Annotated in this window: 12 protein-coding genes and 1 other RNA gene; 8 read left to right on the forward strand and 5 right to left on the reverse strand. The window is 42.6% G+C overall.

Going from position 1 to position 15825, the window contains the following annotated elements; all coding sequences use genetic code 11:
* Positions 1–47: 47 nt before the first annotated feature.
* Positions 48–611, reverse strand: a complete 564-nt coding sequence (locus tag NOS7524_RS05455) for a 2'-5' RNA ligase family protein (RefSeq protein ID WP_015137480.1) — start codon at positions 609–611, stop codon at positions 48–50.
* Between the two features lie 65 nt (positions 612–676).
* On the opposite strand from NOS7524_RS05455, the gene NOS7524_RS05460 reads away from it, so the two are divergent.
* The 5 genes from NOS7524_RS05460 to queF all read left to right on the forward strand — a co-directional run bounded on the left by NOS7524_RS05460 (position 677) and on the right by queF (position 2568).
* Positions 677–943 carry a YciI family protein gene (locus NOS7524_RS05460; RefSeq protein WP_015137481.1) on the forward strand — a complete coding sequence of 89 codons (267 nt, stop codon included), beginning with the start codon at positions 677–679 and terminating at the stop codon, positions 941–943.
* Positions 944–980: 37 nt separating this feature from the next.
* An RNA gene (gene ffs / locus NOS7524_RS27960) (signal recognition particle sRNA small type) lies at positions 981–1077 on the forward strand.
* 26 nt (positions 1078–1103) lie between these two features.
* A complete protein-coding gene (locus NOS7524_RS05465) occupies positions 1104–1484 on the forward strand; it encodes a phasin family protein (protein ID WP_015137482.1) in 381 nt (126 codons plus the stop codon).
* Between the two features lie 165 nt (positions 1485–1649).
* Positions 1650–2048: a hypothetical protein gene (locus tag NOS7524_RS05470; RefSeq protein ID WP_041555573.1), complete on the forward strand. Its 399-nt coding sequence runs from the start codon at positions 1650–1652 to the stop codon at positions 2046–2048.
* Positions 2049–2157: 109 nt separating this feature from the next.
* Positions 2158–2568, forward strand: coding sequence for a preQ(1) synthase (gene queF, locus NOS7524_RS05475; RefSeq protein WP_015137484.1), 411 nt, complete (start codon positions 2158–2160; stop codon positions 2566–2568).
* A gap of 70 nt (positions 2569–2638) precedes the next feature.
* On the opposite strand, the gene NOS7524_RS05480 is transcribed toward queF, so the two are convergent.
* Positions 2639–4009: a cytochrome c biogenesis protein gene (locus tag NOS7524_RS05480; RefSeq protein WP_015137485.1), complete on the reverse strand. Its 1371-nt coding sequence runs from the start codon at positions 4007–4009 to the stop codon at positions 2639–2641.
* A gap of 3 nt (positions 4010–4012) precedes the next feature.
* Complete coding sequence (locus NOS7524_RS05485) at positions 4013–4753, reverse strand: cytochrome c biogenesis protein CcdA (protein ID WP_015137486.1); 741 nt, start codon at positions 4751–4753, stop codon at positions 4013–4015.
* A gap of 1028 nt (positions 4754–5781) precedes the next feature.
* On the opposite strand from NOS7524_RS05485, the gene NOS7524_RS05490 reads away from it, so the two are divergent.
* Both NOS7524_RS05490 and NOS7524_RS05495 read left to right on the forward strand, forming a co-directional pair.
* A complete protein-coding gene (locus NOS7524_RS05490) occupies positions 5782–10095 on the forward strand; it encodes a PAS domain-containing protein (RefSeq protein WP_015137487.1) in 4314 nt (1437 codons plus the stop codon).
* Positions 10096–10097: 2 nt separating this feature from the next.
* Positions 10098–11804, forward strand: a complete 1707-nt coding sequence (locus tag NOS7524_RS05495) for a hybrid sensor histidine kinase/response regulator (protein ID WP_015137488.1) — start codon at positions 10098–10100, stop codon at positions 11802–11804.
* A 543-nt stretch (positions 11805–12347) separates the two neighbouring features.
* Here the strand turns inward: NOS7524_RS05495 and NOS7524_RS05500 are convergent.
* Both NOS7524_RS05500 and NOS7524_RS05505 read right to left on the reverse strand, forming a co-directional pair.
* Entirely contained in the window at positions 12348–13328 is a 981-nt protein-coding gene (locus NOS7524_RS05500; RefSeq protein WP_015137489.1) for an aldo/keto reductase, read from the reverse strand.
* A 35-nt stretch (positions 13329–13363) separates the two neighbouring features.
* On the reverse strand, positions 13364–14101 hold the full coding sequence (locus NOS7524_RS05505) for a hypothetical protein (RefSeq protein ID WP_015137490.1): 738 nt from the start codon (positions 14099–14101) through the stop codon (positions 13364–13366).
* Between the two features lie 101 nt (positions 14102–14202).
* On the opposite strand from NOS7524_RS05505, the gene NOS7524_RS05510 reads away from it, so the two are divergent.
* The gene (locus NOS7524_RS05510) at positions 14203–15690 is read left to right on the forward strand and encodes an aromatic ring-hydroxylating dioxygenase subunit alpha (RefSeq protein WP_015137491.1); all 1488 of its coding nucleotides are present in this window, start codon (positions 14203–14205) and stop codon (positions 15688–15690) included.
* The last annotated feature ends 135 nt before the right edge of the window (positions 15691–15825 follow it).

The following is a 15825-nucleotide window of genomic DNA, read 5'->3' on the forward strand; positions in this document are numbered from 1 at the left end:
CAAATGACATTTGTGATTATACGCAAACCTTCTGTAATAAATATTGATTAGTTGTCACCAGACGAAAAAGCAAACTCCGATCGCATATGCCAGTGTCTCCCATCGTGAATCAAGAGGGTTAACTTGTCAGCAGTAAACTCAAAGTGTAGCGGGCGATGCTCGAATTCTGGCCAAGCTGCCTTAAAGTTTTGCTTGGTTAAGTCTCGAAAGGCAACTGTCATGTGAGGTGCAAAAGGGCGTTTTTGGCCAACTTCATCAATAATTTGTAAGTTGGCTGCCATGTGCATTATTAAGTCAGTTTGCAAACTCAGGAGTTGGGTACTTCTTACCACATCTATATATATGACGCGGGGTGGAAAGGCGGCAAACCCACTCAGAGTAATAGATAATGGCTGCTGCTGGCTGGCAAACTCCCGCAGGGATGCTTCCATCCGTGATAGGTCATCATTTAGCCATTCAAAGGGGGGTTGGAGGGTAATATGTGGTGGTGACTTTTGCGCGTGTGTACTGGCATACTGATCAGCAAAGTGTTGCTTGATGTCGTTGGCGTAATCTTGAATATGCTGGGGTGGTAGTAGGGCTATGAAGAAACGGCTTTTAGAGGAATTCAAAACGCAAAAGAATAAAAGCAGATAATCTTTAACAATAGTAGAACATATATAAGGTCGCCAGCAAAATGCCGTGGTTTGTCAAGATAGAGCAGGGCAAAGTTGATAAATCCATCTTTGACCAATACATACCCGCTCACAAAGCTTATGTTCAAGAGTTAATTGCCAAAGGCCATCAAGCCAAATCAGGTTATTGGTCAAAGTTTGGCGGTGGGATGTTGCTGTTTGAGGCTAACTCAATGGAGGAAGCAGAGGCGATTGTCGCTAGTGACCCCTTGGTAAAAAACGGCTGCGTCAACTATCAACTTTATGAATGGAAAATCGTAGTCGAATAACACACACTTACGCAATATTAGTGTTATACTTTGTTTAGACCTGGATCTATGCGACTGCAACGCCTAAACCTTGTCAGGACCGGAAGGTAGCAGCAATACGGGATGCTTGTAGTAGGCGTAGTCTCCGGGTCGCCCTATTTTCTAGGAGTAATCAGCAGCGATGCCTGGTTTTGGAGATATAGTTCAAAAGGCTTTTTACCTCGGTATCGGGTTGGCTTCCTACGCCGGTGAGAAAGCTGGGGAAAAATTAACTGAACTGCGATCGCAAGCCCAAAAACTGGCAGATGAAATGGTAGCTAAGGGCGAGATGACCACAGAAGAAGCCCGCCGCTTTGTGGAAGATATGATGACCCAAGCTCAACAAGCACCAACATCGGCTGAAACTCCTGAGAAACCGCCAACTTCTGAACCTCGTCGCATCGAAATCTTAGAGGAAGACGAAGAACCAACGGTCAAAGAGGCATCAACAGAAAATGTGGATCAACTCCGCGAACAAGTGCTACAACTGCAAGAAGAGTTGAAAAGATTGCAAAACGATTAATCATCCCCAACTCCTTACTCTAACAGCAGCAGTCAGCACAGTCATACGTTAGTGGAATGTCGTGTCCACAAGAATCTATAATATAGATTACCTAGGGTGTACTCTAGTGCTTCAGGCCAAGTAGCACTAAGCGTCCTGTTGACCGTAAGTATGGGCGTTGAATTTATGGAACAGTGGCAAAAAGATTTGATGGAAATTGTAGAAACCGTGGCTGAAGAAGTAGAGCGTCTCTTCCTAGGAATGAGTGAAATGGTAGATGCTTTTTTTGAGTTATCAGAAGAAATTTCCGAGCAAGTACAAAACTCCATTGTTACTGAAGTTGACCAGTATCTCCAGGATATAACTGAACCGCTTTTAGACGTTTACTGGGAACTAGAAGACATTGTAGTTGATGCTGATCCGGGTTTTCCTTATTCAGTTGAACCCTCAGCAGAACAAAATCCGGCTTGCGTTGGTTGTCAAAATTATCACGGCCATGTGTATGGGGGTAATTTGTTAGTTTGTGCTATGCACCCGCATGGTTGGGATGATGCGAGTTGTCCGGATTGGGAGAAAGAGTATTAAAGAGTGCTGTTAGCTTTCTTCGGGGCGTTGAGTAGCGTGTTGTGTGGGGAATGTTAAGTTAGTAATGATTGGTTTCTCCATCTTGCTAACATAGTCACATCACTAACTTATGAGTAATTCCTCACCTGAAACAGTATCTCAGTCTAGCCAAGAAATGAAGTATGGCGAACGCAACATTGCGGAGGGAGAACTCATTACTTTTCCGAATCCGCGTGTGGGTAGGCGTTATGACATTAATATTAGTTTGCCGGAATTTACTTGTAAGTGTCCATTTTCCGGCTATCCTGATTTTGCCACAATTCATATTACCTACGTGCCTGATGAACGAGTCGTAGAATTAAAGGCGCTGAAACTTTATATTAACAGTTACCGCGATCGCTACATTTCTCACGAAGAGACAGCTAACCAAATTCTCGATGATTTTGTGGCAGCTTGTGATCCTTTAGAAGTCACAGTAAAAGCCGATTTCGCCCCTCGTGGGAATGTTCATACTTTTGTAGAAGTACGTCACAGTAAATAGGGTTAGAGGAGATGGGGGAGATGGGGGAGAAATATAAAATAGGCCTCTCCCAGTCCCCAGTCCCCAGTCCCTATGCTGTCGTAGACTGCGAACTCAAGCCATCTAAAATTTCTAAAACTTCCTGTTCAAAAGCCACTTGAGCGCGGTTAGTTTTACCACCAATATACAAGCGATCGCCTTTTTGTAATGCCCAAATTTGGGAGTGAGAAAAATAACTCATCACTGTACCCAACATCAACACAGCAAACCCTGTATACACAATGGGAATACCGGGATCAGCTTTAATTTGTAAACCAGTGCTACCAACTACATCTAAAACTTTTAGTGTCACACCATTAACTTGGGTAGACATTCCACTACGGACAGTATCAACTAACTTACCTTGAGCATCGTAAATTAATACCATCCCTTGTAAATCTTTGGCTAATAACGAGACTCCCTGACTCATATCTGGTTTTGTGGGAATCCAAGTACCCCAAATTCTCCCCTTACCTTTGGTGTCTAATGATGCCATGGGGATTTGAAAAATTGGGCTGTTGTTAACCCGCACCCGAACAGCTGAAATTCCCCAATCAGTTTGATAGAAAGTTACGCCATGATAACGCAGAGGCTGATTGACAAAAATCTTTTTGTGGTCAACTTCTTGCCCCTGATTATTCAACACTGACATATCTGAATAAAATTGGTCAATTCCACCTGTGGGAGTGTAATCAATCCAAAAACGATTGACTCTGACAGACCAATCTTTGGGGATTTGAGCAGATGCTAAAGGACCAGCATCAATAATATTTTTCACCTGAAAAGTATCACCACTGGGAATCATTTCTTGGGCAATAAAACCAGTCATTGCCCCCCAAATTCCCCCCAACAAAATCATGACAATGCCAATATGAACGATAATTGGGCCGATGCGTCCAACTATCCCCTTACGGGCGTAAAGAATATCATCTTTTTCTTGAAAAATTTTATAACGACGGTTTTGTAATATTTGGCTTAAAGAATTGACAGAAACAGTATCTAGTTCTGCACTTAAAGCGAGTTTTTGAAATTGTCTTGGTTCTTCGTAATATTTCCAGCGACGGGCTGCTTTTAGAGCTGGTAACTGACGGGTAAAAGTACAAGCAGTCAAGCTAGTGCCGAATAAAACCAGTAACGAGAGAAACCACCAAGTCCGATAGACATGATCTAAGCCTACTACTTGGATGACCTTCCAAGAGAGGAAACCAAATAAGGCTGGGTGTTCTGGGTAGTTGGCTTGGTAGAATGCGGGTGACTGACCTTGTTCGATGACAGTACCAGTCACACTAAATAGGGCGATGATTAATAATAGAGCGATCGCCAATCTTAAATCTGTCAGTACAGGTAAAAACTCTTGGCGCAAGAATTTACCCGGTACTGACCACCAACGGGATGCTGTAGACGTGGAATTATCTATAGTCATTGCTTAGAAACTGCCAAGGGGAATTCGAGAAATTAGAGAAAATACACCAAATCCAACTAAAAGCGCCCCGCTAACAGGGTTAATCCAACCAGACCAGCGACGCAATTCTAGTAACTTTTTAATGGCAGCTGTAAACGTACCTGCCACAATTAAGGGGGCGACATATCCGGCTGTGTAGGAAATTAATAACACAGCGCCCAAAATTAAATCTTGTGTATTTGCCACCCAACCCAACAAGCTGGCTAAAACAGGCGTGCTACATGGGGAAGCGACTAAACCAAAAGTTAACCCAATACCATAGGAACGCACCCCTGGCGGTAAATCTGGAGAAATCCAATTAGTATCACCAAAAGATGGCAGTTGCAGAGGTAATGCTTCCAGTAAGTTCAACCCCATGAGAATGGCGATAATACTGACAATAATCGGCAAACCAATGCCTATCTGACCGTAAACTTTACCTACCAAAGCAGCTGTAATGCCTAGTCCTGCTAGTGTAGTGGCTAATCCTAATGCAAACCATGTTGATTGAACTGCTGCTTGCAGACGGCTTTTAGCTTCATAACCGCCAATGTAGCCTATCGTAATGGGCAACATGGAAAGCATACAGGGAGTTAGGCTAGTTAATAGCCCAGCCGTGAAAATGATCCCAACACTCAGCAAACTCAGATGCGTCAATTGGTGAGAAACCAGGGTGTTGGCAAATTGTTCTAGTTGGTAAACTTGAGTTTGCAGATTCTCCAGCATGGGGTATTAGTCAGGGCAAAATGCTTGTTCTGCTTGAATTGTAGCTTACTTTGGTGTGCTAGTTAGTTGAGGAGTGATAGGAAGATCAAAATGAGCCAATGTTGAGAGCGAAGGAGTAGGGACTGGCGTGTAGGGGTGTAAGAGGATTTTTGAAAAGTGGTTGGCTGTGTTTTTAAACACTTGTTGATCCCCCCTAACCCCCTTAAAAAGGGTGAAACTAGAATTAACCAGTAGTTAACTTATAGATAATTTACCTACAGCAAGATGCTCATTATTCCTCATACTTACCTTACCCCTCCAGTCTTCCCATATACCTGGAGGTTTTTTTGGTCTTCCCTATTTTTCTATTCTCTGCCCGAAAGGCTGCTTAGTAGGGGGACAGAGCAGCAAAAGGGTGAAGGCGAAGAGTTTTTGATGCTGATTTGCTTAAATTCGGGAATTTTGACAAACAAAAACTCCGAAAAATTATGTCAGAGATGATCAAAATTTAAGGAGCGATCGCATCATCTTCATCGTTTCGTGATAACTCTGTCACAATCTCCTGATACTCTAAGGAATAAGTAAACATTAAGTTTGCTCCTCACACCATACGACTGCCCTCTGCTGTTGCACAGTTAGAGGGATTTTTTTCTGGTGAAAAAGTTAACGTAAAACCTAACCCCCTAACCCCCTTCCCTACTAGGGAAGGGGGAAAATTAAAGCCTCTCTCCTTGTAGGGGAGCCAGTTGCGTGGGCGGGTTTCCCGACTTGAGCAAACTGGCGTGAGAGGTACTCTACGAGAAGAGCTTCGCTCTATGGAGAGGGGTTTTCCAGATGGCGTGAAAAGTCAGAAAAATTATCAGATTGCTATCATGCTCAGTATCAAAGGAAGCATAAAGTTTGTCATTGCTTCATCTAATTCTTACTTAATACAGCTATTTTCTAAAGAAAAGTAAAGTATCTATAAATAAATGATCTAATTAACGATAAGTGCAAACATTTAACAAGAAAATCATTATTTACAGCAGCTGTTTAAAGTAATACTTCAGATGGATAATTCGAGATTGCATCTGTTTCATCAAGATGATCAAAAACCATTGGTGACAGTCCCCTCAAATACACCAATGGCAGAAGTGATCTATCTGATGAGTCAAGCTCAGACTAGCTGTGTGTTGATTCTAGAACAGCAACAATTAATAGGTATTTTTACTGAAAGAGACGTGGTGAGAGCCATAGCTAATCAAGTGGCTTTCGCAGATATGACTGTTGGGGAACTCATGAGCCAACCTGTGATTACCCTCAGCGAGACAGAGGTTGAAGATTTAACTATTGTTTTACAACGGTTTCGTGAGCATTCTATTTGTCACTTGCCCGTGATTGATGCTCAAGGACAGGTGTTAGGTGTGGTAACACCAGTATCAGTGCGAGATGCTTGGCAACCTAGTGAAAGCAGTGGCTCCTTAGTGGGAATTCTCCCCCAAAGTAGTGTATTGCAGACATTAAACCCGATAGAACTGTGTGAAGTAATTACTACTTTGCGGCAAATAATAGATACTAAAACAGCAGAACTAGAGCAAGAAATCAGACGGCGACAGCAATTAACTAATTTATTGTCGGCTAGAGAAGCACACTATCGCACCTCAGAAGCTCGGTTAAATGACATTCTCAATAGTGCGATCGCTACTTCCATTGTCAGTTTTCGGGTATTCCCTAATTACGATTGGGAATATGAATACCAATCTATTGGCTGCGAAAATATCTTTGGTTATACTGCACAGGAAATTATGACCGATAAAACTTTGTGGATGTCACGAGTACACCCACAAGATAGAGAAACAGTCATTATGCCCCTGTTTGCAGATATCTTTGCTGAACGTACTAGCATTGTAGAATTTCGTTTTGAACACAAAGATGGTTCTGTGCGTTGGATTTCTGCTACCTATACATCCCGCTATTCTGTTGAAGAAAACTGCTGGATTGTCACAGGCATTAGTAAAGATATTACTGAGCAAAAACAAGCAGAAGCAGCCCTGCGTTACAGTGAAGAACGTTGGCAATTAGCGATCGCAGGTACAGATGAAGCCATCTGGGATTGGAATATCCTGACTGATCAAACCTTCCGTTCAGATCGTTGGTTTGAGATGTTGGGATATCAACGCCACGAACTGAGCAATTGGGATGAGGAATGGAGCAACCGCATTCATCCTGATGATTATGTCAGAGTGATGGCGGCTCAAGCGGCTTATATGCTCAAGCAAGCTCCCAGTTATTGTGTTGAGTATCGTCTGCGCCTCAAGGATGGTAGCTACGGCTGGTTTAGATCCCGTGCTAAAGCCGTGTGGGATGAAACAGGCAATCCCATCCGCTTAGTTGGTTCTTTAGGGAATATTAGCGATCGCAAAGCCACAGAAATCGCCTTGCAAGAACGAGAAGCCATGCTACGACGCATTGGTGATAACCTCCCCAATGGAGCAATATATCAAATTATCCGCGAACTAGATGGTAGCGATCGCTTCTCCTACATGAGTGGGGGAATTGCCAACCTGATGGAAATTTCAGCAGAAGATGTACTGCGAGATTACAGTTTGCTTTATCGTCAGGTAATGACCGAAGATTACCCACGCCTAGAAGCCGCAATTAATGAATCCCTTCGTCATCTATCTGTATTTGATGTGCAATTAAGAATCTGCACACCTAGCGGTAAAGTCAAATGGGTACAACTTCGTTCCACACCCCACCAATACCCAGACAGTCGCGTAGTGTGGGATGGTCTGATAGTGGATATTACTGACACCAAGCATACCGAAGAAACACTCCGCAAAAGTCAAGCCTTGCTGGAAGAATCGCAAAAAGTCGCCCGTCTTGGTAATTGGGAGCATCATCTAGAAACTGGCCAAATTACTTGGTCAAAACAGCTATTTGAACTATTTCATCGAGATCCAGCCCAGTTAGCCCCAAACTATCAGGAACTCCTGCAACTGTTCTACCCGGAAGATGGACAAAAACTAGCTCAAGCAGTTGAACGTGCTGCTTCTACAGGTGAATCTTATAAATTGCTGTTGCGGCTCATGCAGGCCGATCATTCGATCACTTATATTGAGGCGATTGGACACGCACAACAGAACGCAGACGGTAAAGTAATTCGCCTTTATGGTACCGCTCAAGATATTACTGAACGCATCCAAGCTGAGGAAAAACTTCGTCACAGCGAAGCACGGCTAGCCACTACTCAAAAAATTGCCCATGTAGGTAGTTGGGAATTAGAATTAAATACTTACAAGCGCAGTTGGTCAAGGGAAACCTTCCGCATCTTTGGTTTAGATCCGATTCAACCGGAACCGACTCATGGCGAGTTTTTGCAGATGGTTCACCCAGAGGATCAGGCCGCAGTCCAGACTCAGTTTGAGCAAACGATCGCACTCCAAACCCCTTTTGCTTTGGAATACCGCATTATCAGACCTGATGGTTCAATCCGTTATGTAGAATCTAGGGCAGCTTATGATACAAAAAACCAAGTACCAAAAATATTTGGAGCAATTCTCGATATTACAGAACGCAAACAAGCCGAGTTAGAAATTATCCACAGTCGTGACTTACTACAAGCCGTTTTTAACGAATCTGCTGATGCACTGTTTTTAGTAGACCCAGAAACTTTACTGACTACTGACTGTAATCAGCAAGCCGTAAAAATGTTTGGTGTATGTAGCAAAGCTGAACTAATTGGGATAGCAGGTTATACTTTGCATAAGGAGTCATTTTCTGCTGAAGAATTGGCTGCTTATTTTAGCGCCATCAACCAGGAAGGATTTTGGAGTCGAGAAATTGAATACCTCACTAAGCAAGGGACTTCCTTCTGGGGCAACTTAGCCATCAAACGCATCAAGGTGGCTGGTCAAGATATGAATCTGGTCAGAGTCACTGATATCAGCAAACAGCAAGCTGCACTTCGTGAACGCAAACGAGCCGAAGCCGCTTTAGCTAAAAGTGAGGAGCAACTGCGGCTAACCTTAGAATTTACCCAGATCGGTACATGGGACTGGAATGTACAAACAGGGGAAGTCATCTGGAATGACAACCACTATCACTTATTAGGACTAGACCCAAAAACATCAGTAGCCAGGTATCAAATATGGCGTGATGCTATCCATCCAGAAGATGTGAACCGAGTGGAACAGTCTGTAGCAATGGCACTGCAACAGCATACTAATTTTGTAGATGAATATCGAGTCATTTATCCCGATGGTAGTATTCACTGGCTAACTGGTAGGGGACGGGGAATATACAACGAAACTGGTGAACCCATCCGAATGTTAGGTGTGATCCTTGATATTAGCGATCGCAAACACTATGAACAGATGTTGGAACTACAAGCAGTAATGACCCGCAACATGGCTGAGGGACTTTGCTTAATTCGCGCCGATGACGGTGTAATTGTCTATACCAATCCCAAATTTGAGCGCATGTTTGGCTATGAGTCAGGGGAATTACTTGGTAAACACGTATCAATTGTCAACTACGAAGATGATCAAATTACGGCTCAAGGGACTTACACAAAACTTACAGCAGCCATAACAAAACATGGTGAGGCCACCTACGAAGTCCACAATGTCAAAAAAGATGGCACTCCTTTCTGGTGTAGCGCCACTACATCAGTTTTTGGGCATCCTAAGTATGGTAGAGTTTTCGTTGCTGTGCAGCAAGATATCACCGAACACAAGCAAGCGGAGGAGAAAATTAAAGCATCTTTAAGAGAAAAGGAGGTATTACTTCAAGAAATCCACCATCGCGTCAAAAACAACCTAGGAATTGTCAGCAGTTTGCTACAAATGCAAAGCAGACGTACCCAAGACTTACAAGCAACTGCCATCCTGCGCGATAGCCAAAACCGCATTGCTTCCATTGCTCTAGTCCATGAAAAGCTTTACCGTTCTGATGATTTAGCTAATATTGATTTTGCTCAATATATTCCAGATTTAACAACTCATTTATTTGATTCTTATAACGTTAGTTCCAACCATATTCAACTCAATATTCAAGTTGAGGATGTCAGCTTAGATATTGAAACCGCTATCCCTTGCGGCTTGATTATTAACGAATTAGTGTCCAATGCTTTGAAATATGCTTTTCCGGTGCATCGTGCGGGGGAAATTCAGGTGAGGTTATCACCAGCAGATGATCACACCTTGATCCTGATTGTCCGCGATAACGGTGTTGGGCTACCGGCGGAATTTGATAGCAAAAAAACCAAAACTCTAGGAATGACACTGATTCAGGGTTTAGTCAAGCAGTTGCGCGGCAATATCGAGATTAACAGCCAGCAGGGAACAGAATTTAAAATTACTTTTACAAAAAGCAAGGTGTAAACATGGTTAGCATCTCCTCAAACACACAAAACACAAAAACGATCCAGGTGCTGGTGGTGGAAGATGAATATATCTTAGCCATCAACTTGCAAGAAAGCTTAGAATCCCTAGGATATAGCGTTGTTGATATTGCCGATACCGCCGAAGCCGCCATTGAGAGAGCAACACAGTTGCACCCCAACTTGATTTTGATGGATATCCGACTCCGCAGTGAGATGGATGGTATCCAAGCCGCCGAGTACATCTGGGATCATCTGCAAATTCCCATCATCTATGTCACCGGACATTCTGACAAAAGCACTGTGGAAAGAGCCACATTAACCTTTCCCTTTGGCTATATCCTCAAACCCGTGCGAGAACAAGAACTGTATGTTGCCATTCAAACAGCACTCAATCGCTACGAACGCGAGCAATTTTTGAGTTCTGTGTTGCGGGGAATGGGGGATGGAGTGATAGTAATTGATGCCCAATGGCAAATCAAGTACATGAATCAGGTAGCAGAAGGAATTACAGGATGGCGATTAGATGAAGTTAAAAACCAGATAGTCACTGCGGTTATACAACTGATTGACGAACAAACTCTCAACTCTGTACAGAATCCTATGATTGCTGCTATACAACAAGGAAAAACTATTTATTTATGCGATGGGCTACGCCCCACCGTAAGCGATCGCACCCTGCTAATTAACAAACATGGCACAATGATTCCTATAGCAGATAGTGCTGCACCTCTACGAAACAACAGTGGTGTTATTACAGGAGCCGTCATGGTGTTTCGGGATGACACCCAACGACGGCTAACAGAAGAGCGTAACCTAGCCAATGAGCGTTCCCGTCAACTTGAAGTGCAAGTAGTAGAACTGCAAAGAATCAATCAATTAAAAGAAGATTTTTTAACAGCAACTTCTCATGAAATGCGAACGCCATTATCAAATATCAAATTGGCTATTAGTATGCTCAAAAATCTTCTCAATCAACAGAATATTTTTAAAGCTTACGCACCTGAAGCTTTTGAGTCTACATCCCGTTATTTAAATATTATCCAGCATGAATGCGAACGGCAATTAAATTTAGTCGATGATTTGTTGAGTATGCGAATCATTGACGCAGACGCTTATCCCTTAGAATTAACTTCAATTCACCTACAAAATTGGCTCCCCCAACTGGTAGCAAGTTTTCAAGACATGGCCCAAACTCAAAGACAGATTTTAGAACTTAGTATTGCTCCAGATTTACCGCCTTTGTTTTCCGACTTAGGTTTACTCAATCGGATTGTGTCAGAGTTACTTACTAATGCTTGTAAATATACTCCAGCTTTGGGGCGAATTACAGTGACTGTTCACCTCAACCAAAACCTCAAACTTTTCAAAGATCAGGAAGCTCAAGTTAGTAAATCTCAAATTTCACAAGTTCCCTACTTTGAAATTAGAATTAACAACTCTGGTGTAGAAATTCCCACAGCAGAACATTTTCGTATTTTTGACCCATTCTATCAAATTCCTTCTAACAAAGCTCCAGATAAGTTATCAATTTTTGACTCATCTTACCAGATTGACCAAAACGAATCTTTGCTAAATAGCGGTACAGGTTTAGGCTTGGCATTAGTGAAGAAACTTGTAGAATATCTCCAGGGAAAAATTGAAGTATCAAGTGCTTATGGTTTGACAACATTTACAATTCAATTACCTGTAACCTTTTCCCAGCTTTGATTTTTCAACTGACTTGAGTCGATAGGAGACAGAGCAGACAGGTGATACAGTATTCAGATATACATCCTCAATGAAATATCTTGATAGTTTCTCTATCTCATGGCAGAATTGCTCACAAGGCAATAAATACTAAATAAATAACTATTCCGATCACCTGACGAACTTGAATTTTAAATCTACCCGTTGCCAGAGGGCGACGGGAGATTTTTTTTATTATCCACTACTAAAGAAATAACCAAATTAAATTTATCTGTCCCTAGGAGGAATTAAATTAAATAAAATCAAGACTTAATAACTAATAGCCCGATTGCCCAACCGGGCTTTAGCTCCAAATCCCCCCATGTTTGATTACCTAGCAAGGGGGGTTTCATACAACCATAAAAAACAAGGTGTGATTTTATTTTTTAACGCATAGGTAGACGCAAAGCGGCTTGCCGAAGGCTACGCAAAGTTGCACGCAGAGGTACACGGAAATTTGGCTAAGTTTTGTGTTTTCAACCTAAAAAATTGATGGATTAAACTGCTGATTATGAGATGAGTATTTCATTTAGTCTGAAAAATATTTTGCACCATTTTTTTATCTGTACTGGCAGCAGCTTGATCTAATTCTGCAATTTCGCCAGCGTCTAACTGCCAACCCAAAGCACCGATATTACTTTGAGCCTGTGTTACTGATTTCGCGCCAGGGATGGGAATGGTGCCTTTACAGATACACCAGTTAATCGCTACTTGGGACATGGTTTTATTTCTAGATTCTGCCACGGCTCGTAAACACTGTAAAAGCGATCGCACTCCCGGCAATAACTGTCTAAATAATAAACCTCTGATACCTTTGGGAAAGGGGCCTTGCTCAGAATATTTGCCTGTTAATATCCCTAACGCTAAAGGACTATAAGCAATTAATTGGATACCTAACTCATCACACACTTCCTTTAGCCCTAAATGTGTAACCGGATATGTAGACAACAGCGAATATTGCACTTGTAAAGTCTTAATCGGTACTCCCCTAGCCGCAAACTTTTGATGTACACGTTGCAATCTTTTAGTACCGTAATTAGATAGCCCCACACCCTTGACTAAACCCTGTTCGTACAAGTCAGCCAAACCATCCAAGAGTCCCTCCTCTTGCCAAGGGGCATAATTGGCAGTTGACCAGTGCATCTGTACTAAATCAACATTTCTCCCCAAGCGTTGAGTCGAGGCTTGGCAAGCTTTAATCATTGATTGACGTGTCCACCGCCAAGGATAAGCAGCCAACTTTGTAGCAATGCAGATATGCTCTTGGTTTACCCCTTGATACGCCCTAGAAAATCGTCCTAATAATATCTCACTGCGTCCTTGCAAGCGTCCAGTGCCGTAAGAATCACCTGTATCAAAGAGAGTGACACCATGACTCACACACAGGTTAAACACAGCTTGCAACTCGTCATCCATGCTTTCGTTATATCCCCAAAGCAATTGGTTTCCCCAAGCCCAAGTTCCACAACCCATCTGTGGTAGAGTTAATTCCTGATTAGCTGACATACATACCCTCAACAGCAGTTAATGAACAAAAACCATTAAATAACAAGCCAAAGTACCAAACCCCAAAAAGGAATAAATCTCAGCCTACGTTTTTTACTGGTTGGGGGTTCAATATCGCCAATTAACATGGCTTGGAACACAGCAAATAAAACCAAATCGACACAGAAAGCAATAGTTAGGCGATCGCTCATCAATTGTTGTAAAAAATAATTGGCTCTTTGTGTCAAGTCGCCAAATTCCGGTCTAGCTAAAAAAGCCCAAATTATGGCAATAATGCTAACTATTAACCCTAACCAGCCAAATCCACGCTTCAGTAAACCCGGATTTCTCTTTTCCTCCGCCTCAATTGGGGAATTTGTAGCTCTGATAGCCATATAGGGAATCAAAAAAGTATTGGTGAGAAACATTGCTAAACCCCAAATCAACAGTTTGGGTAAATTGCGTCCCCTAGCATCGGCCAACATCAAGGGTAAAAACATTAACATCCAAGCTTCAGCCAAGTTAAATAGAGACTCCAGCCAAGGATGAGAAACAGGCGCGGGCATATTTGCCCAACCCAGAATATTGACAATTGGCAAAATAAAAAAGAAGTTAATCGACTCATGCCAAATTTCTTGGAGTGTTTCGGGTTGGATGTTCCACACTGGTTCCCCAGGAAGCAACTGTCCTGGTGGAGATAACAACAGGGCATATACATAAACTGCCGCCAGTATCCACAGTAATTTTGAGGTAAGATTCTGAAACTCTGATTTTGGGTGGTTTGACTGTGCCATTGTGTCTACTTATATGCCCTAGGAAATATTAACTATCACAACCTCTATCTTAAAATTATTGAAGCCAAGGTCATGTAATCAAAACAGTCCCAGAATTACTTATGACTACTGATATCAACTTGCCAGGGAATATATTCAACAGCCTCAAAGATGAGCAACTGCAAACCGAAGCAGAAATATTCTCATGGACAAAGCAGTGGTATCCAGTAGCGGTTGTCGAATTTCTTGATCCTGCTCGCCCTCACGGGATGCAATTATTAGGCCAAGATATTGTTTTATGGCGCGATGGTACTGGTAAGTGGCGATGCTTTGAAGATTTTTGTCCCCATCGTCTAGCCCCACTTTCAGAAGGACGAGTAGAATCAGACGGTACACTTTTATGTGCTTACCATGCTTGGCGGTTTGATGCACAGGGTAAATGCGTCAGCATTCCCCAGTCTCAAGATGAGCAAACAGCAGCCCACCACTGCGAAAACCCCAAATCCTGTGCTGTGGTTTATCCTACCCAAGAATGTCAGGGGTTATTGTGGGTATGGGCTGAATCAGGTGAACAAGCCCAGATAGAAAGTCAACTGCGGACACCACGCCTGATTGCAGAATTAGAGGATAGCTCAGGCAAAGTAGAGAAATCGCCTTGGAATTTCCGCGATTTGCCTTATGGATGGGATTATTTTATGGAAAATGTTGCCGATCCTGCTCATGTACCTGTTTCCCATCATGGCATCGTAGGCGATCGCTACAAGGATGCCAAGTATTATGACATGATTCCAGTCCGCAAAATGTCTACCGAGGAAGGCTTTGCTTTTGCACTCCAACCCACCACAGGCAATATTGAACAAGCCGTTCACGACTTCCAACCACCTTGTTACATGAGAATTGCCACCACCACTAAAGATGGCGGACAATTAATTTTGGCTTTGTATGCTACTCCTACCCGCCCCGGATGGTGTCGTCATATTGGTTGTCAGGTATTTGTCAAAAATTCCCAAGGCAAGAAACCTCAAGGTTTATCATTCTTTGGGCTACCCCTACCAACTTGGTTAATTCATGTCTTAGCATCCTTATTTCTGCACCAAGATATGGTTTTTCTGCATTACCAAGAAAAAACAATTGCCCAGAGAAGAAAGGGTAAATGGCTGGATGCTGTCTTTACACCCAATCCCCAAGACAAGATGGTGATTACATTACGCCAATGGCTAGAGAAACGTGCTGGCGGTGGTATACCTTGGGCAGAAGGCTATAGTCATGATTTACCGACAGCAGAAACAGACAAGCAAAAGCTATTTGATGTTTGGACAACCCATACTCAACACTGCACCGTTTGCCAAAAGGCACTGAAAAACATCAAGCGTCTGAGTGTGTCAGCCTATGTAGTAGCGGTTGTGTGTTTGTTCCTAGCAATCATGTTGGATGCAAGGGTGGTAGCAATGCAAGCCGCGTTAGGAAAATCTATGTTTGCAATATTTCCCCCCATAGGATTTTGGTTAACCCTTGGTAGTGGTATCTTGTTGGCGATCATTGGATATCAGCTCAAAAGATTGAGCCGATTGTTCTACGTTTACGAGTTTGAACACGCTCGTAATGATTAGATTGGGGACTGGGGACTAGGATTTTTCTCCTCTACACCCATACACCCATACACCCCTGGCTCTAAATGTATTAAAAATCTCGTCAATCTACCGTAATTTTGCGTTATTCCTCACAAGTTCCTCAAGTTTTCTGTT

The sequence above is a fragment of the Nostoc sp. PCC 7524 genome (assembly GCF_000316645.1).
Lineage (GTDB): Bacteria > Cyanobacteriota > Cyanobacteriia > Cyanobacteriales > Nostocaceae > Trichormus.

What these genes read in the sequence shown, in the direction of transcription:
- NOS7524_RS05500 (WP_015137489.1), bottom strand. Translation starts at nt 13,328, where the DNA reads ATGTCAGCTAATCAGGAATTAACTCTACCACAGATGGGTTGTGGAACT.
- queF (WP_015137484.1), top strand. Translation starts at nt 2,158, where the DNA reads ATGAGTAATTCCTCACCTGAAACAGTATCTCAGTCTAGCCAAGAAATG.
- NOS7524_RS05465 (WP_015137482.1), top strand. Translation starts at nt 1,104, where the DNA reads ATGCCTGGTTTTGGAGATATAGTTCAAAAGGCTTTTTACCTCGGTATC.
- NOS7524_RS05505 (WP_015137490.1), bottom strand. Translation starts at nt 14,101, where the DNA reads ATGGCACAGTCAAACCACCCAAAATCAGAGTTTCAGAATCTTACCTCA.
- NOS7524_RS05490 (WP_015137487.1), top strand. Translation starts at nt 5,782, where the DNA reads ATGGATAATTCGAGATTGCATCTGTTTCATCAAGATGATCAAAAACCA.
- NOS7524_RS05495 (WP_015137488.1), top strand. Translation starts at nt 10,098, where the DNA reads ATGGTTAGCATCTCCTCAAACACACAAAACACAAAAACGATCCAGGTG.
- NOS7524_RS05470 (WP_041555573.1), top strand. Translation starts at nt 1,650, where the DNA reads ATGGAACAGTGGCAAAAAGATTTGATGGAAATTGTAGAAACCGTGGCT.
- NOS7524_RS05510 (WP_015137491.1), top strand. Translation starts at nt 14,203, where the DNA reads ATGACTACTGATATCAACTTGCCAGGGAATATATTCAACAGCCTCAAA.
- NOS7524_RS05460 (WP_015137481.1), top strand. Translation starts at nt 677, where the DNA reads ATGCCGTGGTTTGTCAAGATAGAGCAGGGCAAAGTTGATAAATCCATC.
- NOS7524_RS05480 (WP_015137485.1), bottom strand. Translation starts at nt 4,009, where the DNA reads ATGACTATAGATAATTCCACGTCTACAGCATCCCGTTGGTGGTCAGTA.
- NOS7524_RS05485 (WP_015137486.1), bottom strand. Translation starts at nt 4,753, where the DNA reads ATGCTGGAGAATCTGCAAACTCAAGTTTACCAACTAGAACAATTTGCC.